Source organism: Comamonas sp. Tr-654 (genome assembly GCF_011752915.1).
In the GTDB taxonomy this organism is placed as follows: domain Bacteria; phylum Pseudomonadota; class Gammaproteobacteria; order Burkholderiales; family Burkholderiaceae_C; genus Comamonas.
Genome location: NZ_VWWQ01000002.1, coordinates 159,858 through 181,772, shown reverse-complemented (window position 1 = coordinate 181,772; position 21,915 = coordinate 159,858). Strand labels below are relative to the sequence as shown.

General features: G+C 64.8%; 17 protein-coding genes. 6 read left to right on the top strand and 11 right to left on the bottom strand.

What is annotated here, in order from left to right; translation table 11 throughout:
- Positions 1-35 precede the first annotated feature (35 nt).
- Both F3J24_RS06535 and F3J24_RS06530 read right to left on the bottom strand, forming a co-directional pair.
- On the bottom strand, positions 36-1,331 hold the full coding sequence (locus F3J24_RS06535) for an efflux RND transporter periplasmic adaptor subunit (RefSeq protein WP_167003787.1): 1,296 nt from the start codon (positions 1,329-1,331) through the stop codon (positions 36-38).
- An 11-nt stretch (positions 1,332-1,342) separates the two neighbouring features.
- Positions 1,343-2,605 carry a TolC family protein gene (locus F3J24_RS06530; RefSeq protein WP_167003785.1) on the bottom strand — a complete coding sequence of 421 codons (1,263 nt, stop codon included), beginning with the start codon at positions 2,603-2,605 and terminating at the stop codon, positions 1,343-1,345.
- Positions 2,606-2,753: 148 nt separating this feature from the next.
- On the opposite strand from F3J24_RS06530, the gene F3J24_RS06525 reads away from it, so the two are divergent.
- A complete protein-coding gene (locus F3J24_RS06525; protein WP_167003784.1) occupies positions 2,754-3,443 on the top strand; it encodes a heavy metal response regulator transcription factor in 690 nt (229 codons plus the stop codon).
- 10 nt (positions 3,444-3,453) lie between these two features.
- Here F3J24_RS06525 and F3J24_RS06520 read toward each other — a convergent pair whose 3' ends face one another.
- Positions 3,454-3,795 (bottom strand): DUF5713 family protein, encoded by a 342-nt coding sequence (locus tag F3J24_RS06520; RefSeq protein ID WP_167003782.1) that lies wholly within the window; start codon positions 3,793-3,795, stop codon positions 3,454-3,456.
- A 46-nt stretch (positions 3,796-3,841) separates the two neighbouring features.
- Between F3J24_RS06520 and F3J24_RS06515 the strand changes: the two genes are divergently transcribed.
- The 3 genes from F3J24_RS06515 (at position 3,842) to F3J24_RS06505 (ending at position 6,300) form a co-directional block, all read left to right on the top strand.
- Positions 3,842-5,263 (top strand): heavy metal sensor histidine kinase, encoded by a 1,422-nt coding sequence (locus F3J24_RS06515; protein ID WP_167003780.1) that lies wholly within the window; start codon positions 3,842-3,844, stop codon positions 5,261-5,263.
- 99 nt (positions 5,264-5,362) lie between these two features.
- A complete protein-coding gene (locus F3J24_RS06510) occupies positions 5,363-5,767 on the top strand; it encodes a hypothetical protein (RefSeq protein ID WP_240154275.1) in 405 nt (134 codons plus the stop codon).
- Positions 5,768-5,868: 101 nt separating this feature from the next.
- Positions 5,869-6,300 carry a hypothetical protein gene (locus F3J24_RS06505; RefSeq protein WP_167003775.1) on the top strand — a complete coding sequence of 144 codons (432 nt, stop codon included), beginning with the start codon at positions 5,869-5,871 and terminating at the stop codon, positions 6,298-6,300.
- A 103-nt stretch (positions 6,301-6,403) separates the two neighbouring features.
- Here F3J24_RS06505 and F3J24_RS06500 read toward each other — a convergent pair whose 3' ends face one another.
- The 3 genes from F3J24_RS06500 to F3J24_RS06490 all read right to left on the bottom strand — a co-directional run bounded on the left by F3J24_RS06500 (position 6,404) and on the right by F3J24_RS06490 (position 11,173).
- Positions 6,404-7,381 (bottom strand): siderophore ABC transporter substrate-binding protein, encoded by a 978-nt coding sequence (locus tag F3J24_RS06500; RefSeq protein WP_167003772.1) that lies wholly within the window; start codon positions 7,379-7,381, stop codon positions 6,404-6,406.
- 82 nt (positions 7,382-7,463) lie between these two features.
- The gene (locus F3J24_RS06495; protein ID WP_167003771.1) at positions 7,464-9,485 is read right to left on the bottom strand and encodes a ligand-gated channel protein; all 2,022 of its coding nucleotides are present in this window, start codon (positions 9,483-9,485) and stop codon (positions 7,464-7,466) included.
- A 362-nt stretch (positions 9,486-9,847) separates the two neighbouring features.
- On the bottom strand, positions 9,848-11,173 hold the full coding sequence (locus tag F3J24_RS06490) for a DUF445 domain-containing protein (RefSeq protein ID WP_167003769.1): 1,326 nt from the start codon (positions 11,171-11,173) through the stop codon (positions 9,848-9,850).
- Positions 11,174-11,325: 152 nt separating this feature from the next.
- Between F3J24_RS06490 and F3J24_RS06485 the strand changes: the two genes are divergently transcribed.
- Entirely contained in the window at positions 11,326-11,571 is a 246-nt protein-coding gene (locus F3J24_RS06485; protein ID WP_003050615.1) for a DUF3297 family protein, read from the top strand.
- A 210-nt stretch (positions 11,572-11,781) separates the two neighbouring features.
- Here F3J24_RS06485 and hmpA read toward each other — a convergent pair whose 3' ends face one another.
- Positions 11,782-12,960: an NO-inducible flavohemoprotein gene (hmpA, locus tag F3J24_RS06480; RefSeq protein WP_167003767.1), complete on the bottom strand. Its 1,179-nt coding sequence runs from the start codon at positions 12,958-12,960 to the stop codon at positions 11,782-11,784.
- Between the two features lie 159 nt (positions 12,961-13,119).
- Here hmpA and norR point away from each other — a divergent pair, with 159 nt between their 5' ends.
- Positions 13,120-14,706: a nitric oxide reductase transcriptional regulator NorR gene (gene norR, locus F3J24_RS06475; RefSeq protein ID WP_167003765.1), complete on the top strand. Its 1,587-nt coding sequence runs from the start codon at positions 13,120-13,122 to the stop codon at positions 14,704-14,706.
- Here the strand turns inward: norR and F3J24_RS06470 are convergent, their stop codons facing one another.
- The 4 genes from F3J24_RS06470 to F3J24_RS06455 form a co-directional block, all read right to left on the bottom strand.
- Entirely contained in the window at positions 14,707-15,117 is a 411-nt protein-coding gene (locus tag F3J24_RS06470) for an FKBP-type peptidyl-prolyl cis-trans isomerase (RefSeq protein WP_167003763.1), read from the bottom strand.
- 88 nt (positions 15,118-15,205) lie between these two features.
- Positions 15,206-16,348: an aminotransferase class V-fold PLP-dependent enzyme gene (locus F3J24_RS06465; protein ID WP_167003761.1), complete on the bottom strand. Its 1,143-nt coding sequence runs from the start codon at positions 16,346-16,348 to the stop codon at positions 15,206-15,208.
- Between the two features lie 200 nt (positions 16,349-16,548).
- The gene (locus F3J24_RS06460) at positions 16,549-19,845 is read right to left on the bottom strand and encodes a carboxyl transferase domain-containing protein (RefSeq protein WP_167003759.1); all 3,297 of its coding nucleotides are present in this window, start codon (positions 19,843-19,845) and stop codon (positions 16,549-16,551) included.
- A 68-nt stretch (positions 19,846-19,913) separates the two neighbouring features.
- Entirely contained in the window at positions 19,914-21,512 is a 1,599-nt protein-coding gene (locus F3J24_RS06455) for an AMP-binding protein (RefSeq protein WP_167003757.1), read from the bottom strand.
- Positions 21,513-21,915 lie beyond the last annotated feature (403 nt).

The window sequence follows — 21,915 nt, the reverse complement described above, 5'->3', positions numbered from 1 at the left end:
ACGGGAAGGCGCGCCGCGCCTCAGGGGGTGGCTAATCAGTGCACATGCTCGGCCGTGGCCTTGCCCAGCTCGGACTTGAGCACGAAGGCCCCGTCCTTCACATAGCGCTGGCCTGCGCTCAGGCCCTGCAGCACTTCGGTGTTCTGGCCGTCGGTCTTGCCCAACTTCACGGCCTGAGCCTTGAAGCCGCCCTCCACCGGCACAAACACCACGGACTTGTCGCCGTCGATCTTCTGGACGGCCGCATTGGCCACCGCCACTGCCGCCTGCTGACCCGAGGCCGTCAGGTCCACATTCACAAACAGGCCCGGGCGCCAGATGCCGTCCGGGTTGTCCAGAGTGATGCGCGCGGGTGCCGTACGGGTTTCCTGCCCGATCAACGCCCCCACATAGGCCACGACACCCGTCGCCCTGGACTCGAAGGCCGTCGCGTGCACCGTGGCCTTTTCGCCCACGCGCACAAAGGGCAGGTCGCTGGCCGCGACCTTCATTTCAGCCCAGACCGAACGCAGATCGGAGATGGTGAACACGGCCGTGCTGTCCTGCACGGCTTCGCCCACGGCAAGGTGCTTTTCCACCACCACGCCGTCGAAGGGCGCGCGCAGCTCGAAGCGGTTCAAAGCGCCGGCAGAGCCCGATCCGGCTCCGATCGCGGCCAGCTTCTGCTGCGCATTGGCGGACGCGATCTCGGCCTCGCGCAGTGCCTGCTGAGCCTGCAGATAGTCCTGCTCTGCCGAGATCTTTTCCTGCCACAGCTGCTTTTCGCGCTGATAGGTGGTGCGTGCCAGCGCCAGGCGCTTTTGCGCCGCCATCAGCTCGCTGCGCTGCTCGGATACCGCAGGGCTGGTCAGGGTGGCCAGCAACTGGCCCTTTTTCACCACCTGTCCCAGATTGGCTGCCACGCTCTCGGCCACGCCCGCCACACGGGGCACCACATGGGCCGTCCTGTCCTCGTTGAAGCGAATCTCGCCGGGCAGCTGCAGCGTGCCGGCAATCAATGCAGGGCCGGCCTCGGCCAGGCTCACGCCCGCCGCCCTGGCCCGCTCGGTATCGAGCTTGAGCAGGCCTTCTTCCTCATCGGCATGGTCGGCCTCGGCAGCGGCTTTGCCCTTGTCCGGGCTCTGCTCGGCATGCCCGGCTTCGCTGTCGTGGTCATGCTCTTTTTCTTCATGGGAATGGCCTTTTTCTGCAGCGCCATGTTCATGGCCTTCCACGGCCACGGTCGCTGGCCGGGTGCCGTAGACAATGGCTGCCGCTGCGGCCGCACCCAGCGCCAGAATGACGGCAATCGCAATCGCCGTGCGGCGGGACTTTGGGGAGTTGGAATTCATGATGCGTGTTCTTACTCAAGACCGGGCACATCGCCCAGTTGGCGGGTGATGTCGGCGGCTGCCTGATGGGTGGCCACCAGTTGCTCCAGATAGAGGCTGCGTGCCTCGGCCAGCGTGCGCTGGGCATCCAGCACTTCCAGATAGCTGAACTTGCCCAGGGCAAAGCCCTTGGCAGCGACTTCATAGGCCGATTCGGCCGCCGGCAAGACCTGCTGCGTCAGCTGCTCGGCCTGGGCACGACTGGTCTGCAACTGCTCGCGCTGCTGCAGCAGCAGCGCATGCATCTGCTGGCGCGTGGCCAGCAGTTCGTCCTCTGCCTTGTCGGCCAGACGCAGCGCCTGCAGCTGATTGCCGCGGTTGCTGTCCAGAATCGGCAGCGGCACCGAGATGCCCACCACCAGCTGATTGCGGCCCACTTCCTGCGCACGCTTCATGCCCAGACTCACGCTGGGATCGGGCAGGCGCTTGGCACGCTCGAGCTCTGCGACGGACCTGGCCTGAAAGACGGCCTGCTGCGCCCGCAGCATCTGCGGCGAATGCTCCAGCCTTTGCAGCATCAGGCCTTCATCGGGCAGCACGGGCAGCTGCGCCAGCTCACCTACCGCGCTGCCAAATGCCGCAGGCTGCGCACCCCATAGCGCTGCCAGTTGCTGACGCGCCACACGCAGACCGGAGCGCGCCTGGGCCAGCGCCAGCTCGGCACTGCTCTCGGCCACACGGGCCTTGGTTTCCTCCAGCGGCGCCACCTTGCCCGCCTGCACGCGCTTGGCCGCCGCATCGCGGGCACTGCTGGCGATCTCCAGCGTCTTCTGATGCAGCTGCACGCGTTGCTGGCCGGCCAGCACATTGGCAAAAGCCGTGCGCACATCGGCACGCAAGCCGGCCTGGGCGGCCTCCAGCTCGGCCCGGGCCAGCTCCCGGCCATGTTCGGCCGCCTTCATGCGCGCCTCGCGCTTGCCGCCGATCTCTATGGACTGGTTCCACTGCAGCGTCATGGAGCGGGTTTCGCGGCGCGTGTCTTCCTGCGAATAGGCCAGCTCGGGATTGGGTCTGGCACGGCTCTGTATCAATGCCCCTTCGCTGGCCGCCAGGGCCTGGGCTGCCGCACGCAGACCGGGGTTGCGCTCCATGGCCAGTGCCAGCGCGGCCTGCAGGCTGATGGGTGAGGCGGCCGCTGCCGTGACGAGCGCAGACTGCTGCGCCCAGGTGCTGGGCACGAAAAGGCCCAGGCCGCTGCCCAGCAACGCAGCGGCCGCCTTGGTAATGAATGTCATGGTGATGCTCCGCCTGCATGCCAGCCCCTGGGTCGGCAGTCCTTTACAGGCGGAGCAAATCTAGCGTGGCGGCCCCCACAGGGTTCTGACCTCAAGATGACAAATTTGTCATCTTCGCCAGCTGCCGACTTGCTCGACAATCTGCGGCATGAAGCTTCTAGTCATCGAAGACGAAACCAAGCTCGCCGAGTACCTGCAAAAAGGCCTTGGCGAGGAAGGCTTTGTGGTCGATACCGCGCACAACGGCATCGACGGCCTGCACCTGGCCACCGAGCAGCCCTACGACCTCATTATTCTGGACGGCATGCTGCCCGGCATCGACGGTCTGGCCGTGCTGGCCGCCCTGCGCCAGTCGCGCCAGACGCCAGTGCTCATGCTCACGGCCCGTGCCCAGGTGGAAGACCGCGTCAAAGGCCTGCAGGCAGGCGCCGACGACTATCTGGTCAAGCCTTTCGCATTTTCGGAACTGGTGGCCCGCATTCATGCGTTGCTGCGCCGCGGCCTTCAGGCCCAGGCCACGCCCGAGGCCACGGTACTGCGCATGGCCGATCTGGAGCTGGATCTGCTGCGCCACCGCGCCACGCGTGCGGGACAGCGGCTGGACCTGACGGCCAAGGAATTCAATCTGCTGAGTCTGCTGCTGCGGCGACAGGGTGAAGTGCTATCGCGCACCGAACTGGCTTCCCAGGTCTGGGACATGAACTTCGACAGCGAAACCAATGTCGTCGAGGTCGCCGTGCGCCGCCTGCGCCTCAAGCTCGACGCCCCCTTCGAGCTGCCCCTGCTGCACACGGTACGCGGCATGGGCTATGTGCTGGAGCTGCGCCCCGAGGCTTGAGCCCCGGAGCCTACCATTCGCGTGGAGCGATCAGCTCCTCCACATCCGCCTCCGCAAATCCATAAGCCCTGGCAATGGCCTCGAAATCAGCCGCAATGCATTCACGTGCCGCCGTCTCAATCTCGCTGCCCTGCTCTTCGAACTCCTGCTGCAGATCGTTGAAGCGCTCGGTCGCCGCATGGCTCAAGCGATACAGCTGCTCCAGACTCTGCGGCTTTTGCTGCTCGATCTGCAGACAAAGTTCTCGCAGAATATCCTCACCCTTGCGCACCAGTTCCTCGGGGAAATAGCTGTCCTCGTACATCTCCTGCAAGAAGGCATGGTGGTTCAGGATGGCATTGGCAGGACTCATGGCTTCTTCCTCCACAAACAATCAATCGTCCAGCATAGCAGCCACCATGACCGCTGATTCCGCTCCTTCCCGCGCAGCCCGGATCCCGAACCTGAGCCGGCGGCTGTCACGCTCGCTGGCCCTGCAGACCATGCTGGGCCTGGGCCTGGTCTGCGTGGCCGTTTACTGGGGCAGCTGGCTGGCCCTGGCACAGCGCCAGCAGGAAAGCCTGGAGCAAAAGCAGGTCACGGTCACCCATCTTCTGCAACAGGCGCGTGCCAATCGCTCCGCGTCCAGCATGCAGCACATGCTGTCCGACTTCCTCACAGGCCACGAGGATATGTCGATCCGCGTCAGCTATGCCGACGGCACGCTGCTGTTCGAGAAACTGCACCAGCCCCTCGACGATGTTCACAGCGCCCGGCGCAGCTTCAGCGTAGTGCTGCCAGCCCATGTGGATCAGCAGGAGCAGCAGGTCGTGCAGGTACTGCTGATGCTGGACCGCCGCCCCGACGACGCCCTGCTGCGCCAGCTGGCCTGGATTCTGGGCCTGGCTGCCGTCAGCGGCGCGCTGCTGGTGTCGATGTTCAGCGCTTGGCTGGTGCGCCGCGGGCTGGCGCCTCTGCATTCGCTGGTGGAGCAGACCCGGCAACTGGGCGCCAAGGATCTGAGCCATGACTGGCAGACCAGACTCGACGACAGCAACCAGCCCCAGGAGCTGCGTCCGCTGATTGCCCAGTTCAACGCGCTGCTGGAGCGGCTGGCCGTGGCCTACCGCCAGATGGAGGCCTTCAACGCCGATGTGGCCCATGAGCTCAACACCCCTCTGACCACGCTCATCAGCAGCTGCGAGCTGGCTCTGCGCAAGCCCCGCGATGCGGGCGAGCTGCGCGACATCCTGGCTTCCAATCTGGAGGATCTGCAGCGCATGGCAGGCATCGTGGCGGACATGCTGTTTCTATCTCACGCCGATCGCGGCGAAAGCGCGCACCGCATTCAGGTGGCCAGCCTGGCCAGCCTCGCGGACGAAGTGGTGGACTACCACGAGGCCGCGCTGCAGGAGGCCGATCTGCAGGTGCGGGTGCAGGGCGATGCACAGGCCCAGGTCGATGCGCGATTGCTGCGCCGGGCGCTGTCCAATCTGCTGGGCAATGCCACGCGCTATGCCACGCCAGGCAGCTGCATAGAGATACAGATCAGCATGCCGCAGGCCGGCCAGGTCAGGCTGGCGGTGCAGAACCAGGGCCAGGCCATTGCCGCAGAACATCTGCCCAGGCTGTTTGACCGCTTCTATCGCTCGGACGCAGCCCGCAGCCAGGCCGATCGCAACCACGGCCTGGGCCTGTCCATCGTGGCCGCGATCGCGCGCATGCATGGCGGACAGGCGTTTGCGCACTCCGACCGCTCTGTTACCAGCATCGGACTGAGCCTGCCTGCGGGCCAGGATGCACAAGCACGGGCGCCTGTTTCATCCGGCAACCGGGCGTAAAAGCCGATGAGGCCCACACGCAGCACCGAGCAGGGATGACATGGAGCTGCGCGCTCAGGCCGCAAGATGGCCGACCGTGTATCGCTGAAAGGAAACACCATGCATTGCTTGAGAAACGCCGCCTGCCTGGTTCTGGCCGCCAGTGCCGGTCTCGGCCTGCCCGCTCTGGCTCAGGGCCGGATTCCCGATATGCAGCAGGCCGGTGCGCTGCGCTATAGCTGCGGCGGCATAGGCGAGGACGAATCCACGCTCATGCGCGCCGCGATGAAGAACTACCCGCTGTCGCTGCTATTTGCGCAAAAGGACGGTGCCTATCTGGCCAATGTGGCGGTCGAGGTCAGCTCAGCCAAGGACAGCAGCCGCTTCACGGCCAACGGCCCGGTCTGCCTGGTCCAGCTGCCTGCCGGCAGCTACAAGATCACCGCCACCACCAGGGAGGGCGTAAGCAAGACCCAAACGGCAGAGATCGGCAAGGGCCCGCATCAGCTGGACTTCCGCTACTAGCGGCAAGCCTGCCTGCAGGCGCCGGCAATGCCCCGGGGCCGTCCAGGGGAGATGCGCGCGGTCGCGCTGCGCGAGGCCAGGCAATGAGGACAATAAGCGCCATGTCCCAAGATCAAGACGCATCCACCTATCAGGCCCATCTGCAGGCCGGCAACGCGCTGGTGCAGCAGGCCCAGAAGATTGCCACGCAGGACTTCGAGCAAGCCCGCGCATTCTGGCAGGCTGCCGGCAAGGAGTTCTATCTGGCGCACAAGGCCGATATGAACGAACCGGAAGCCGCCTTTCGCCTGGCACAGGCCTGGATGGCCGAGGCCCATGCCTTGCAGAAGGAAGAGAACAAGAACGCGCTGGTCATGTGGGCCAACGCCGCTGCGCAATGCGAGCTGGCCTTTGACCTGGAACCCGAGAATGGCCGCATCGCCATGACGGCCGCCAGCTGCCATCTGTTCGCCGGCCAGGCCGATGCCGCCAAGGCCTGGCAGCTGATTGGCAAGCAGCTGCTGCCGTCCGAGCCTTCGGAGCCCGCTGCCTGATACTTTTGATAGCTTGCTGCGCTTAATAACAAAGGGTTTCAATGCTTTTATGCATTGAAACCCTTTATTCATTGGCGAAAGCAGCTATTAGATTGATTCTCTCTCAAAAAGCCTGGCGTTGGAGTGCGGTGCGAACCTGCTGCGCATTGGCCCGCATGGCCTGGGGGCCGCTGCTGCCCAGCAAATACCAGAGCTGCGGATCGACGAACACCAGCTGCTGCTTGCGGCCTGCACGGGTGTTCTTGATGGTGTCGTTGTCGAACAGCTCACGCGACGGCACGACCGGCTTGCCGTCCTTGTCCTTGGTGCTGCCCGTGCCCGCATTGCGGTCGATCACGAACAGCCATTCGGGGTCAATCCTGGCGATATCTTCCATCTTCAGCACAATGCCGCGCGCCTGCGCCGGATCTGCGGGCAGGGCTGGCTTGATGCCCAGCACGTCATGCAGCAGACCGAAGCGCGAACCCGGCGTCTGCCCGCTCATATTCCGGTTGACGGCCAGCACCAGCAGGCCTGGCGCGGCCTTGGCCGCGGCAGCGCGGGTGGCTTCCACGTCGCTGCGCACCTGCTGCATGAGCTGCGCGCCCTGCGCCTGCTTGCCCCACAGGCTGGCCAGTGCGGTCACATTGCGCTGCATATCGCCGAGCAAATCCTGGCCCGAGGTGCTCAGGTCCAGCGTGGGCGCGATACGGCTCAGCGTTTCGTATTTGCCGGCCGAGCGGCCGGCCACCACGATCAGATCGGGGCGGATGCGGCTCAGCGCCTCGTAGTCAGGCTCGAACAGCGAGCCCGCCACCTGGTAGCGGGCATCGGCATAGCCGGTCAGATAGGCGGGGAAATGGGCCTTGGGCACGCCCGTCACCGGCAGCTTGAGCGCCTGCATGGTGTCCAGCGAAGCCAGGTCGTACACCACCACGCGCCGGGGAGCCTGGGACAGCTCGATCACCCCCCGGGCATGCTCGACCTGGATGCGGGAGGGCTGGGCCGTAAACGACAGGGCCTGCGGCGTTTGCGCCCAGGCGGCGCCGGCCATCATCAGCAGGGCCACGGTGGTGGCGCGGCGGCTGGTCAGTGCTTGCATGAAGTACCTTGAAAAGCGAAAACAGAAGAAAGACCAGCAGCCCGTTGCCGCGCATTGCAGCAACGGGCTGCGATGACCAGGATCAGAACTTGACGTTCATGCCCAGCCAGTAGCGGCGACCGTCGAGCACGGTGTCGTAATTCACGCCGTCATAGATGACCTGCTTGTCCAGCAGGTTGTAGATGCCTGCGTACAGCGTGACGGTCTTGTTGACTTTGTAGGAGCCGCCCAGATCCAGCATGGTGTAGCTCTTCTGGGTGAAGCTGCCCGAGGACGCTCCGCCCGTGGGCGCGCTTTCCTCACCGCGGTAGGAAGCCTTGAGCCAGCCGTTGAGCTGGCCCGTGGGGCTCCAGTCCAGCGAGACATTGAACAGATGGCGTGGCAGCTGGTTCAGCGGCATGCCTGCAAACTCGCCGCTCTTTTGCTCGGACTTGGTGAAGGTGTAGTTGGTCTTCAGGCGCAGCGTCTTGCTCAGTTGGGTGCCCAGCGAAGCCTCCAGGCCACGCGTGATGGCGTTGTCCACATTGATGTTCGTGGTGGGCACGCGGCCAGAGCTGTTGAGCGGGCCGCAGCTGGGGCAGGCCACGCGGGTGATCTTGTCCTCGAACTCGTTGTCGAACACCGTCAGTCCTGCCGTGGTGCCCGTGCCGCTGTCGTAGAGCACGCCGATTTCCTTGGTCAGCGAGGTTTCGGGCTTCAGATCGGGGTTGCCGTAGATATTGCCGCCACGGCTGCTCTGGCCCCAGTCACCCACGGTCTGACGCAGCGACGGTGCACGAAAGCCCGTGGAGACGCCACCCTTGACTGTCCACTGCGGGGCCAGATTCCACACGCCATACAGGCGCGGGCTGACCTGGCCGCCGGCCTGGCTGTCATGGTCGTAGCGCAGGCCGCCGGTCAGTGCGAAGTCCTGGTGCAGACGCCATTCGTCCTCGGCAAACACGGCCCACTGGCTGCGGTTGATGCTGGTGCGGCTGGCATTGGGCAAGGTGTTGGTGGTGGTGTCCGTCAGATCCTGCTCGTTGTAGCTCACGCCCGTGGTCATCAGATGGCTGGCCCCCAGCGGCGCCACCCAGCTGCTGTTGAAGACCGTGTTCTTGATGGTCATGTCGCGCGAAAGGTTGCGCGTCTTCTCCTGCTGCAGATAGGTGTCCGAAGATGCCCAGCCCCAGCGTCCCTTATGCTGCAGCGAGAAGTTATCGCGCTCGAACTTGCGGTCGCTGAGTGCAGCCGTGGCCGCCAGCGTCTTGCCCGGCGTCGAGGTGTAGTGCTGCTTACCCGTACCCAGCTCGGCAATGATGTCGTGGTCCTTGTTGGGCGTCAGCGCCAGCTTGACGTTGAGCGCGCGGTTGTCGTAGTCGTTGTAGCCGTTGAGGATGTTGTCCTCGCCGCGCTTGTTGTAGTTGCCGTAGATGCTCAGGCCCAGCAGATCGGTCTGTATGGGGCCGGACAGATAGAAATTGCTCTGGTAGATATTGCCCGAGGACGAGCGCTCCTGCAGCGTGGCCTCGGTGCGGATGGAGCCCATCCACTGTTTAGCCACCTTGCGCGTGATGATGTTGATCACGCCGCCCATGGCATCCGAGCCGTAGAGCGAGGACATGGGGCCGCGCACCACCTCGATGCGCTCGATCGCCTCCAGCGGCGGCACCCAGCTCTGGTCGGTGCCGGTGGAGCCGTTGGCCTGGGTTTCGCGGGTATTAGTGCGCTTGCCGTCCACCAGGATCAGGGTGTAGTTCACGCCCATGCCGCGCAGGCTGATGTCGTTGGAATTGTTGTCCGAAGGCACCAGATTCACGCCGGGCACATCGCGCAGCGCATCATGCAGATTGTTGTAGCTGCCTTTTTCCAGCTCTTCGCGCGTGATGACGGAAATCGATGCCGGCGCATCCTTGATCTCCTGCTCGAAGCCCGAGGCTGTCACCACCACCGTCTCCAGCGATTTTTCCTGCGCCGCCGTCAGCCCGTGGGTCAGCAGGCCGGCAGCCGCCAGCGCCATACCCAACATGGGGCGCAGCGACCGGCGGACGGTGATCAGAGAACGGGAAGATGAAGAGGCGCAGGTCGTGGCGAAGCCTGCAGCAGCGGCTGCATGAATTTGCATGATGAGTTCGGAAAAAAAAAGGCACATCGACCAGGCGAGGCTGCGCCCCATGGCCAGGGCCACGGAAAGCAGGTGCCGGTCAGCGAAGCATTCGCGCTGTTGGAGTGATGAAGAAGGCAATCACGATCTGCGCATGAGATCGTCTTGGCTGCACCATGCAGCGGGGCATGGCGGCATGCGGCCATTCAATGGGCATGCCTGGCTGGGTCGAAGATTGCAGCAAGGTCCTCTTGTTGCGAATAGTTCTCATTATAACTACAGCCAACAGGCCTTCCAGAGAATTTTTACTGTTAAGTACTTTGGCACGACCTCAAGCCAGCATCGCCTGGCAGCGCCATGCGCGGCCTGGTCGCGAAAAGGCCTTAGCCCAGCCAGGCCAGCATGCTGCGCCACAGGGCAGCAGCATGCGAGATCAGAAACAGCAGCAAGCCGATGGCCCCGCCCACCAGCGTGCCGTTGATGCGTATGTACTGCAGATCCTTGCCGATATGCGCCTCGATCAACGTGGCCAGCTGTTCGGCATCCCAGCGCTGCACCGTGTCGGCAATATGACGGGCGATGAACTGCGAGACATCAGGCGCCAGCGTCGTCGCCCAGCGCTTGAGGCGCTCGTTCATGGAGATGCGCAGTGCCTCGTCATGCGCCAGCGCCTGGCCCAGCCAGCGCCCCATCACGGCGGCGCGCCGCGCCATGGCCGAATTCTCGTCGGCCAGATCGCGCTCCAGCCGTGCGCGCCAGCCTGCCCATAGCTCGCGCAGGTAGACGGCCAGCTTCTCGTCATGCAGCAAATAGTTGCGCAGCTTTTCCACACGCTCGGCGTAGACAGGATCGTTCTGCAGACCGTCGATCAGGCGCTGTATCGAGTTGTCGAAGGCTTGGCGCAAACGGTGGCCGGGGTTCTGGGCCACGTCCTGCAGCAGGCTGTCGAGAGCGCTGGCAATCACGCTGGCGCCCTTGTCGCTGAGCCAGTCCGTGGGCAGCATTTTTTCCTTGATCGGGTGCTCTCGCTTGAGCCAGACCACGATGGTCTGCGCGATCATCACATGGGTCTGCTCCTGGCGCAGCACGCGGCTGATGCGCGCCAGCACATCGTCGAGCACCTCCTGATGGCGCCCGCCCGCCGTCAGCCCCGACAGCAGCGATGCCGCCGCACGCGACAGATCCACATGCTGCATCACAGCCTTGAGCGACTGGGTCAGAAACTTCTCGACCTGCTTGTCCTGCACCATCTCCAGCGCGGCTAGTGCCAGCCGCGCCACCTGCTTGCCCAGCAACTGGCTGTTGGCGGGAGCCATCAGCCAGTCGGCCAGTGCCTGGGCCGGATTGTTGCGTTCGATCAGCGCTACCAGCGAGGGCGCATCGAGAAACTTGTCGCGCACGAAAGTGGCCAGGTTGTTCCCTATGCGATCCTTGTTGCGCGGGATGATGGCCGTGTGTCGCCCCACCAGCGGCAGCGGAATATGGCGAAACAGCGCCGAGACCGCAAACCAGTCGGCCAGCGCCCCCACCATGGCGGCCTCGCAGATGGCCCGCAGACACACCAGCCACAGCGGCACGGCCTGGCCCTCCAGTCCCCAGCGCGAGCCTGCCAGCGCCGTGGCGATGAAGCCGGCCGTCACCAGCAGCAGCAAAATCAGCGGCAGCCGCTTGGCGCGCTGCAGGGACAGGCGTTGTTCTTCGGTGAGCATGGCGCAAGCATAGGCGAGTCGGGCCGGCTCGCCTATGCCTGCGGCCCCGATGGCCGCGCATGGCTTGCGCTGCGCCATTGCAGCAACAGACGGCAGGCTTTTGCAATTGCACCGAAAATAGCGCTCCTGTATTCCCTGACTCTCGAGAAATCATGACCGAAGCCACCCGCCCCGAACTGCCCGACCATCTGTCCGTTGACCCTCGCAGCCCCCACCATGTGGCCGCCGTGTTCGAGCACGATATCGGCATCCGCTTCAACGGCAAGGATCGCTTTGACGTCGAGGAATACTGCGTCAGCGAAGGCTGGGTCAAGGTTCCCGCCGGCAAGACCCTGGACCGCAAGGGCAAGCCCCTGCTGATCAAGCTCAAGGGCACGGTCGAAGCGTATTACCGTTGAACCCCTGAGGCGCTTTGCGCGCCTGGGCGGCCCCGCCCTCCACGGCCTCGCTGCGGGGTGGCAGGGCACTGACCTGCCGACTTCGACTCGGGCCGCGCTCCAATAAAAAGAGCTGTTTGCGATTTATTTACAAGGATTTCAAATGCTTTCAGCACTGAAACCTATTAATAACATGCGCTAACAGCTCTTTTTTAATGAGCATTCACTCAATCAAGCCAGGGCTTCGGCCGGGCCGAAGAACTCGTAGTGCACCTGGGCGTCGGGCACGCCCAGCTCACGCAGCGACTGCTTGACGCTGCGCATGAAGCCGCGCGGCCCCAGGAAGTAGACATCGGCATCGCGCGACGCGGGCAGCCACTGGGCCAGTTGGTCGGTGCTCAGCAGGCCCTGGGCATCGACCTCGTCGCCGGCATCCGCCTGGTCGTAGCAATAGCGGCGCGTGAGCTGCTCATGGCTGCGGGCCAGTGCATCAATCTTCTCGCGAAAGGCATGCACGCCGCGATCGCGCGCGCAGTGGATAAAGGTGATCTCTCGGCCCGTCGGCAGTGCCGCCTGCAGCATTGGCAGCGTGGGCGTGATGCCCACACCGCCGCTGATCAGCACCAGGGGCTTGGCATTGGCCTGCAGCGTGAAATGACCGGCGGGCGGGAACAGCTCCAGCGTATCGCCCACTTGCAGTTGGTCGTGCAGATGGCTGGAGACCTTGCCGCCGGCCTCGCGCTTGACGCTGATGCGATAGCTCTTGCCGTTGGCAGGTGCCGACAGCGAATAGTTGCGGCGCTGCTCCAGGCCGTCGACCACCACGCGCAGGCCGATGTACTGACCGGGCTGATGGGCAATCACCGCGCCGCCGTCCGCCGGCTCCAGATAGAACGAGGTGATCTCGGCCGATTCGGCCTGCTTTTGCACCAGTCTGAAGGCGCGCGCACCTCGCCAGCCGCCTTCGGCCGCCGCCGTCTGCTCGTAGGCGCTGCGCTCGGCCGCGATCAGGATATCGGCCAGCTGCTGATAGGCCGCAGCCCAGGCGGCGATCACCTCATCCGTGGCAATCTCGGCACCCAGCACTTCACGAATGGCGCGCAGCAGGCAGGCACCCACGATGGGGTAATGCTCGGCCTGCACCTGCAGCGCCACATGCTTGTTGATGATCTGGGCGGGCAGATTGCCCAGGTTTTCCAGACGGTCGATGTTCTTGGCATACATCAGCACGCTGTGCGCCAGAGCACGCGGCTGGGCACCGCTTTGCTGGTGTGCCTGGTTGAACAGCGGGCGCACCTCTGGGTATTCGCCCAGCATGGTCTGGTAGAAATGCGTGATCAGCGCCTCGCCGCCGGTTTCCAGCAGCGGCACGGTGGCCTTGACGATCTCGCGTTGACGTTCGGTAAGCATGCAAATCTCCTGGTTGCTGCCTTGCCAGCTGCAAGGCTTGCACCAGTCAGTGCAAGCAGCGTGCCAGCCTCAATACCACTGCAAAACAATGGCTTGCAGAAATATGCGTCAATATGACATTGCTCAATTGATGTCTTATTGACACCGAACGCTGTCGTTATGACAACCTCCCATATTCTCAACGCCGTCAGCCCGCTGATCGCCGATCTGGCCCAGGACCTGCCCGAGCGCGAACGCCTGCGCCGTCTGCTGGCCGCGCTGCGCAATCTGCTGCCCGCCGATGCCGTCGCCCTGCTGAAGCTCGAAGGCGAATGGCTGCGCCCCATGGCGATCGACGGCCTGATGCCGGACACGCTGGGCCGACGCTTTCGCCTGGCCGAGCATCCGCGCTTTGCCCAGCTGCTGGCGGCCGGCCAGGCCATGCGCTTCGAGCCCGACAGCCCCCTGCCCGACCCCTATGACGGGCTGGTGGCGCACAAGGGCCAGGCCATCACCGAGCTGCATGTGCATGACTGCATGGGCTGCGTGCTGCAGCTGGGCGGCCTGCCCTGGGGCCTGCTGACGCTGGATGCAATGGAGCCGGGCCGCTTTGCCGACCCTGCGGCGCTGGCCATGCTGCAGGCCTTCAGCAATCTGGCTGCGGCCACCGTGGCCACGGCAGAGCGCGTGCACCAACTGTCGCAGCTCGCGCGCGGCGCCGCCGGCTCGACCAGCCCAAGCGCGCCGCCAGAGCGCGGACTGCAGGGCGCAAGCCCCGTCATGCGCCAGCTGCAGAAAGACATTGCCCTGGTCGCCGCCAGCGATCTTTGCGTGCTCATCACCGGCGAAACCGGTACCGGCAAGGAGCTGGTAGCCCAGGCCGTGCATGCGCAGTCGGGCCGGGCCGACAAGCCCATGATCAGCATCAACTGCGCGGCCCTGCCGGACAACCTGGTCGAGAGCGAGCTGTTCGGTCATGTGCGCGGGGCCTTCACCGGAGCGCTGACCGAGCGCAGCGGCAAGTTCGAGCAGGCGCATCAGGGCACGCTGTTTCTGGACGAGGTCGGAGAACTCTCGCTGCCCGTGCAGGCCAAGCTGCTGCGTGTGCTGCAAAGCGGCCAGCTGCAGCGCCTGGGCTCGGACCGGGAGCATCATGTGGATGTGCGCGTGATCGCCGCCACCAACCGCGACCTGGCTGCGGAAGTCGGCGCCGGGCGCATGCGCGCGGACTTCTATCACCGCCTCAACGTCTATCCGCTCAATGTGCCGCCGCTGCGCGAGCGCGACAGCGACGTGCTGCAGCTGGCGGGCTATTTCCTCGAAGAGAACCGCTCCAGACTCAGGCTGGGCGGCCTGCGCCTGGATGCGGCCGCACAGGCGGCCTTGCTCAATCGCAGCTGGAGCGGCAATGTACGCGAGCTTGAGCACTGCATCAGCCGCGCCGTGCTCAGAGCCCTGAGCCGCCATGACGGCAGCGCCAGCCGCGCCGGTGCCAGGCTGCGCATCGTGACGCTGGGGCCTGCCGATCTCTGGGAGCGGACCGAGGCGCCTGCCGCCGAACAGGCTGCGGCCGCCAACGACCTGGCCACTCCGGCAGCGGCGCCCGAGGCTGGCCTGCGCGCCGCCGTCAGCGCCTATGAGCGCCAGCTGGTCAGCGCCAGCCTGGCCCGCCACCGGGGCAGCTGGGCCTCTGCAGCGCGCGAGCTGCAGCTCGATCGAGCCAATCTGCAGCGCCTGGCCAAGCGGCTGGAGATAGACAGGCCTTGATCAGCGGCCCTGGATGCCCAGCAGCTCCACGTCGAAGTTCAGCGTGGCATTGGGTGGCACGGCCCGGCCCGCGCCGCGTGTGCCATAGGCAATGGCTGGCGGGCAGGTGAACTTGGCCTTGCCGCCGACCTTCATCTTCTGCACGCCCTCGGTCCAGCAGGGGATCACGCCATTGAGCGGGAACTCGATGGGCTGCTTGCGGGCATAGGAGCTGTCGAACTCCTTGCCGGTATCGGGGAAGTAGCCGCGGTAATGCACCTTGACGGTGTCCGTCGCCTTGGGGCTGGGGCCCGTGCCTTCGACCTGGCTTTCATAGACCAGCCCGCTGGCGGTGGTGACCGGCGCAGCATGAACCACTGCGCCAGCACCCATGGCCCATACAAGCCCGATCACGGAGATTACTTTTTTCATATCGGATGCACTGAATGAACAAAACCCGACTTTAGTACGAAGTCGGGTCGAAAAATGTCACGGCAGCAATACTGCCGGCCACCTTGGCTCAGATCCGGGCAATGCCGATATCGTCCAGCGCCTTGGACAGATGCGCTACGGAGCGATCCGAGTCATGCCATTTGTCCAGGCCGAACAGGCCGATGCGGAAGGTCTTGAAGTCCGGGCCTTCATCGCATTGCAGCGGCACGCCCGAGGCGGTCTGCAGGCCGACCTTGAGAAAGGCGCGGCCGCTCTGTATTTCCGCGTCCGTGGTGTAGCTCACGACCACGCCGGGAGCCTTGTAGCCCTCGGCGGCCACGCTGGGAAAGCCGCGCGACTGCAGCAGCTCGCGCACCTTGCGCCCCAGCTCCATCTGCTCTTCGCGCACCTTGGCAAAGCCGTACTCGCGCGTCTCCAGCATCACGTCACGCAGGCGCAGCAGCGCATCCGTGGGCATCGTGGTGTGATAGGCATGCTGGCCTTTTTCGTAGCCCTCGGCAATCTGCATCCACTTTTTCAGGTCGCAGGAGAAACTGGAGCTTTGCGTGTGCTCAATGGCCTCGCGGGCACGCGCCGAGAGCATGACCATGGCGCAGCAAGGCGAGCTGCTCCAGCCCTTTTGCGGCGCCGAGATCAGCACGTCCACGCCGGTTTTTTCCATATCGACCCACATGGCGCCGGAGGCCACGCAATCGAGCACAAACAGCGCGCCGACCTCATGTGCGGCGTCGGCGACGGTGCGCAGGTATTCGTCGGGCAGCATGATGCCGCTGGCCGTTTCCACATGCGGGGCAAAAACCACCTTGGGACGCTCCACACGAATGGTCTCGGCCACATCCGCTGCCGGACATGGCGCCCAGGGGTCCTGGCTGCCCTCGCCCTGCTTGCGCGCCTTGCAGACCACGGAGCCGCCGCCCAGGCCGGCATCCGCATCGAAGATCTGCGTCCAGCGGTAGCTGAACCAGCCGTTGCGCACGATCAGCACCCGCTCGCGGTTGGCGAACTGGCGAGCCACGGCTTCCATGCCGAAAGTGCCGCTGCCCGGAATCAGCACGGCCGTGTTGGCGTGATAGACATCTTTGAGCATGCCCAGGATGTCCTGCATCACACCCACGAACTTCTTGGACATGTGGTTGAGCGCTCGGTCGGTGTAGACCACCGAGAATTCAAGCAGGCCATCGGGGTCGACGTCGGGCAAAAGTCCGGGCATGGGGTATCTCCAATCGCAAAATCTGAGCAGTCAAAAACACCCCGGGGCCGCCGGGGCGCAGGTGCAAGACATTCAGCTTAGCATGAGCCGGAATATAGTTTTGCGTATGCAGCTCATATCAAAAACATGAGCTGCAAGCGCTTTGCACATCGAAGATTCCGGCCGATTAAACGCTGCAAATGCGAAACCTCCATCAGCGTTTACCATGTGTCCACGAAGCGGCTGCCTTCCTCGCGCAGGCGCGCACCGGCCAGGCCGCGCACCAGCCAGGCGCGGGTCTCCGCGGGGTCGATGACGGCATCGACTTCCAGCGTGGCCGCCATGTGCATGGCCTCGCCATGTGCGTATTGCTGGGCCAGCAGCTTCTCAAACAGCGCCTCGCGCTGCGCGCCCTCGGGCAGGGCTTCGAGCTCCTTGCGAAAGCCCAGCCGAACCGCGCCCTCCAGACCCATGGCGCCGAACTCGCCCGTGGGCCAGGCCACATTGAAGATGGGCGCATGAAAGCTACCCGCCGTCATGCCCATGGCGCCCAGACCATAGCCCTTGCGCAGCACCACGCTGAAGTACGGAACGCGCAGCTTCGCTGCCATGACGAACAGCCGGCTGACATGACGCACCTGGGCGGTTTTCTCGATCTCCGGCCCCACCATGAAGCCGGGCGTGTCGACCAGGCTGACGATGGCGATGCCGTGGGCATTGCACAGCTGCATGAAACGCGCCGCCTTGTCGGCCGCATCGGCATCGATGGCGCCGCCCAGATGGCCCGGGTTGTTGGCCATCAGCCCCACGGGCCGTCCCTCGATGCGCGCCAGCGCCGTGTGGATGCCGGCGCCGAAACCGGTTCTCAGCATCAGCAGGCTGCCCTCGTCCACCAGCCCGGCCATAGCGGCGCGGGTATCGTAGACACGCAGGCGGTTCTCGGGCACGACCTGGCGCAGCAGGCGCTGGTCGGGCTCGGACCATTGGTCGATGCGCCCCTGGAAGAAGGACAGATAGTGCCTGGCCGCGGCCACGGCCTGGGCCTCGTCGTCGACCAGGATGTCGATCACGCCATTCGCATGCTGCACGCTGGCGGGGCCGACCTCCTCGGGCCGGAAGACACCCAGGCCACCGCCCTCGATCATGGCCGGTCCGCCCATGCCGATATTGCTGCTGCGCGTGGCGATGATCACATCGCTGCAACCCAGCAGCGCGGCATTGCCTGCAAAGCAGCGGCCGTGGGTGATGCCCACCACGGGCACCTGACCCGAAAGCGCCGCATAGGCCGCGAAGGTATGCACATGCAGGCCCGCGACCACGGGGGTGTCGGTATCGCCGGGCCTGCCGCCGCCGCCTTCGGCAAACAGCACCACGGGCAGCTTCTGCTGCAGCGCGATGCCCAGCATGCGGTCGGTCTTGGCGTGATTGCGCGCGCCCTGGGTGCCCGCCAGCACCGTGGCGTCATAGGACATGACCACGGCGCGCGACCGTTCCGCGCCGAACTGCGCGGCATTGATGGAGCCCATGCCTGTCACCATGCCGTCGGCCGGCGTGTTGGCCACCAGATCATCGAGGTTGCGTCTGCGTGTCTGCGCGGCAATCGCCAGCGCTCCGTATTCGATGAAGCTGCCTTCATCACAGAGATCGGCAATGTTCTCGCGTGCGCTGCGGCTGCCCTGGGCATGGCGCCTGGCCATGGCCTCGGGTCGTGCTGCATCGAGCGTGAAGGCATGGCGGTCCTTGACGCGCTGCAGATCGGCCCGGATGTGGTCCGGGTCCTGCCGCTGCGCCGCCACCTCGGCAAGCGCGGCCTCGCCCTGAACGGGCGCGAGCACCAGCAAGGCCTGGCCCTCCGCCACGTAGCTGCCGGCCTCCGCCAGCAGCGCCTGGACCCGGCCCGCAGCCTGCGCAAACAGCACATGCTGCATCTTCATGGCTTCGAGAATGCCCAGTTCGGCGCCCTTGGCCACCGTCTCGCCCACAGCAACAGACCACTGCACGACCCTGGCGGGCATGGGAGCCAGCACTGCATTTTCAGGAGCTTGCTGCGCTTGAATTACCTTGCTTTCAGAATAAAAAGAATCTGAACTCATTGCATGACTTGCGCTTGAAGATATCTTTTCTGTAGCATCCACCAGCTGCGGCAGGACCTCTTCGAGCCAGCGCGTGTGCACGGTCTGCTCCAGCATCTCGGGCCGCAGGGCCAGAGCCTGCAGCAGCGGCAGATTGGTGGCCAGGCCCGCAATGCGGCAGTCGGCCAGCGCGCGCCGGGAGCGGCGCAGCACATCCTCGAAACGCGGCGTGTGGCTGTGCACGACGAGCTTGGCCAGCAAGGTGTCGTAGTGCGGCGACGGACTGCCCCCCTGCCGCGCATGACCGTCCAGGCGTATGCCCGGCCCTTGCGGCCAGTGCAGCTCGACAATGCGGCCACCGCCGGGGCGGGAGTTGCCCTGGGCATCCAGGGTTTCGGCATTGATGCGCCACTGCATGGCATAGCCGCGGGGCCGGGGCGGGGCATTCACATTCAGGCCCAGGTCGGCAAAGTGCTCGCCCGCCGCAATGCGGATCTGGGCCTGCACCAGATCGACGCCAAAGACCTCTTCGGTAATCGTGTGCTCCACCTGCAGACGCGGATTGGCCTCGATGAACACATAGGGCAGGGACTCGGACTGCAGATCGACCAGAAACTCGAACGTGCCCAGGCTTTCGTAGCGCAGCCTGGCTGCCATGCGCAGCGCATCCTCTGTGATGCGCTCGCGCAGCGGCTGCGTCAGGCTGGGGCTGGGTGCAATCTCCACCAGCTTCTGGAAGCGCCGCTGCAGCGTGCATTCGCGCTCGCCCAACGCCATCGGCCATTCGCTGCCGTCGCCCAGCAGCTGAATCTCAATATGACGCGCGCCGCTCATCAGCCGCTCGACATAGACGCCATCCACGCCGAAGGCTGCCTGTGCCTCGCTGCGGCAACGCTGGTAGGCGGCCGCCACCTCGGCAGCCTCGGTGACCGCACGCATGCCGCGCCCGCCGCCGCCGCCAATGGCCTTGATCATGATGCCGCTGGCTCCGTCGGCCTGCTGCCGCGCGAAGAACTGCTGTGCCTGCTCCAGCGTCACGGCCTCGGTGCTGCCGGGCATCAGGGGCACGCCGCATTGCTGCGCCAGCGCACGGGCTCTGGCCTTGTCGCCAAGCAGCGCCAGCTGCTCGGGCGTCGGACCGATATAGCGCAATCCCGCTGCCGCACAGGCGCGTGCAAAGTCTGCGTTCTCGCTGAGAAAGCCATAGCCCGGGTGCAGCGCATCGCAACCGTGCTGCTGCGCGATCCGCAGCAGATGCGCACCATCGAGATAGGCCGCCGGGCCGCTGGCGCCCAGTGCCTGCGCCTCGTCAGCAGCCTGCACATGCGGAGCCGCCGCATCATCGGCGGCGTACACCGCCAGGCTGGCAATGCCCAGCTCCTGCAGCGCTCGGATGATGCGCAGCGCGATTTCACCGCGGTTGGCGATCAGGACTTTCTTGAACATAGGACTCTCGTTTGAATAGCTTCTGGCACTCACCAACCAAGGGGTTTACCCACTTTTGGCACAAAGATTCAGGGGATGTCTCTGAGCAATCTGCGCAACACCTTGCCTGCGCCTGTGGCCGGCAAGGCATCGATGAAGCGCACCTCGCGCGGAGCCTTGTAGCTGGCCATGTTTTCCTTGCTCCAGGCCAGCAGCCCGTCCGCCTCCAGGCTTTGCCCCGGCTTGCGCACGATGAAGGCGCGCACGACCTCGCCTTTCTGGGCGTCGGCAACACCGATCACGGCAGCCTGGGCGATGGCCGGATGCTTAATCAGAATCGTCTCCACCTCTTCGGGGAAGACGCTGTAGCCCGAGACTTTGATCATTTCCTTGAAGCGGCCAATGAAGGTCAGATAGCCGTCCGCATCGAATTTGCCCATGTCGCCGGTATGCACCCAGCCGTTCTTGAGCGTCTTGGCCGTGGCCTCGGGCTTGTTCCAGTAGCCCTTGAAGTTGCCCGGGCCGCGAATGATGATCTCGCCTACCTCGCCTGCGGCCAGTGGCGCGCCGGTCTCCGGATCTATCACCCGGATTTCGTTGCCTGGCGCTGGCTTGCCATGGGTGCCCCAGCGAATGGCATCGCCCGGCATGAAGGTATCCATGGTGTGGGTTTCGGACAGGCCGTAGGCCGCCTCGCTGGAGATGGCATTGGGTGCGAACCTGCGCCACTGCTGCGCCAGATCCTCGGTATATGTGATGCCGAAGCTGGTGACGGTGTTACGGCGCAGCGCGCTGAAATCCATCTTCTCCACGCCGGGCACCTGCATCAGCGCCACATTCATGGGCGCGATGCTGTACCACCAGCTGACGCGGTAGCGCTCCAGCGCCTGCGCCACGGCCAGCGGATCGAAGCGATGCAGCAGCACGCAGGTCGCCCCCGAATGCACGGGCATGTTCACCCCCATGGACATGCCGGCGATGTGATAAAGCGGGGCCACAGCCAGCAACACATCCTCGGCGCTGACCCCGGTCACCCGGGACGCGCCGGCCGTCTTGTAGGCTGCCGCGCCAAAACTCAGCATGGCACCCTTGGGCAGGCCCGTAGTCCCCGAGGTATAGGTCATCAGCGCCACCTCGTCCATGCCCACGTCGACTGGCGCGGGCCTGGCACCGCTGTGCATGAGATCCCAGAAGGAGGTCACATTGCCGGGCAGCGGCTGCACGGGGACCTGCAGTTCGGCAGGCAGGGGCAGCGTGGCGCTGGCGGGCAGCCAGTCGCCGTAGCGCACGGCCATCACATGCTGCAGCGCGGTGCTGCCGCGCACCTTGTCGACCACGGGCAGCAGCACATCGGCCGCGATGATGACCCTGGCCTGCAGATCGTTGAGCTGATATTCGAGTTCATGCTCCTTGTTCAGCGGCCCGCAGGGACAGACGATGGCAGCGATCTTCTGCACCGCGTAGTGCGCAATGATGTACTGCGGACAGTTGTTCATGAACAGGGCGACTGGCTCGCCGGGCTTCACGCCCAGTTGTTGCAGATGCGCGGCCACGGCATCGCTGGCCTCATCCACCTGGCGCCAGCTGATGTGCTGTCCGTACCAGATATAGGCATCGCGCTCGGGATGCAGGCGCGCATTGCGGCGCAAGGCCTCATGCAAGGGAATGAGGGTCTCGGATTCAGCCATGGTTGTCTCCTGGGTGTCTCGTATGGACCGAACAGCGGCGCCACTTGAGAACCTGTTGACGATCTCCTCGCGCCGCGACAGCGGCTTTGCGGGATGGGCTGCTAGGCGCAACACCGCAGCAATAGCCATGCTATTGCGAGGATTTGCAACAACGCAGACCGCCCGCAAAGCCGCTGTCCCGAAGGGTTGGGGTGAAATCGGACGCCTTCTGCGCGCTGGCCCTTGCTTGCACCCCGGTGCAAGCGGCGGACCATCGCTTCGAACTCATCCCGATTGCACTCCAACGCGGCTGCGTAGAGATCGTCAACACGTTCTTAGAGCTTTCTCAGGGATTGCCTTAGGGCAATCTGCTGCTCGGCGTCTTGTCAATGTATACCTGCCGGTAGAACAATGCTACCCATTG

Bases quoted from the DNA above. Each gene is read 5' to 3' on its own strand.
- F3J24_RS06535 (WP_167003787.1), bottom strand. From the start codon at position 1,331: ATGAATTCCAACTCCCCAAAGTCCCGCCGCACGGCGATTGCGATTGCC.
- F3J24_RS06530 (WP_167003785.1), bottom strand. From the start codon at position 2,605: ATGACATTCATTACCAAGGCGGCCGCTGCGTTGCTGGGCAGCGGCCTG.
- F3J24_RS06525 (WP_167003784.1), top strand. From the start codon at position 2,754: ATGAAGCTTCTAGTCATCGAAGACGAAACCAAGCTCGCCGAGTACCTG.
- F3J24_RS06520 (WP_167003782.1), bottom strand. From the start codon at position 3,795: ATGAGTCCTGCCAATGCCATCCTGAACCACCATGCCTTCTTGCAGGAG.
- F3J24_RS06515 (WP_167003780.1), top strand. From the start codon at position 3,842: ATGACCGCTGATTCCGCTCCTTCCCGCGCAGCCCGGATCCCGAACCTG.
- F3J24_RS06510 (WP_240154275.1), top strand. From the start codon at position 5,363: ATGCATTGCTTGAGAAACGCCGCCTGCCTGGTTCTGGCCGCCAGTGCC.
- F3J24_RS06505 (WP_167003775.1), top strand. From the start codon at position 5,869: ATGTCCCAAGATCAAGACGCATCCACCTATCAGGCCCATCTGCAGGCC.
- F3J24_RS06500 (WP_167003772.1), bottom strand. From the start codon at position 7,381: ATGCAAGCACTGACCAGCCGCCGCGCCACCACCGTGGCCCTGCTGATG.
- F3J24_RS06495 (WP_167003771.1), bottom strand. From the start codon at position 9,485: ATGCAAATTCATGCAGCCGCTGCTGCAGGCTTCGCCACGACCTGCGCC.
- F3J24_RS06490 (WP_167003769.1), bottom strand. From the start codon at position 11,173: ATGCTCACCGAAGAACAACGCCTGTCCCTGCAGCGCGCCAAGCGGCTG.
- F3J24_RS06485 (WP_003050615.1), top strand. From the start codon at position 11,326: ATGACCGAAGCCACCCGCCCCGAACTGCCCGACCATCTGTCCGTTGAC.
- hmpA (WP_167003767.1), bottom strand. From the start codon at position 12,960: ATGCTTACCGAACGTCAACGCGAGATCGTCAAGGCCACCGTGCCGCTG.
- norR (WP_167003765.1), top strand. From the start codon at position 13,120: ATGACAACCTCCCATATTCTCAACGCCGTCAGCCCGCTGATCGCCGAT.
- F3J24_RS06470 (WP_167003763.1), bottom strand. From the start codon at position 15,117: ATGAAAAAAGTAATCTCCGTGATCGGGCTTGTATGGGCCATGGGTGCT.
- F3J24_RS06465 (WP_167003761.1), bottom strand. From the start codon at position 16,348: ATGCCCGGACTTTTGCCCGACGTCGACCCCGATGGCCTGCTTGAATTC.
- F3J24_RS06460 (WP_167003759.1), bottom strand. From the start codon at position 19,845: ATGTTCAAGAAAGTCCTGATCGCCAACCGCGGTGAAATCGCGCTGCGC.
- F3J24_RS06455 (WP_167003757.1), bottom strand. From the start codon at position 21,512: ATGGCTGAATCCGAGACCCTCATTCCCTTGCATGAGGCCTTGCGCCGC.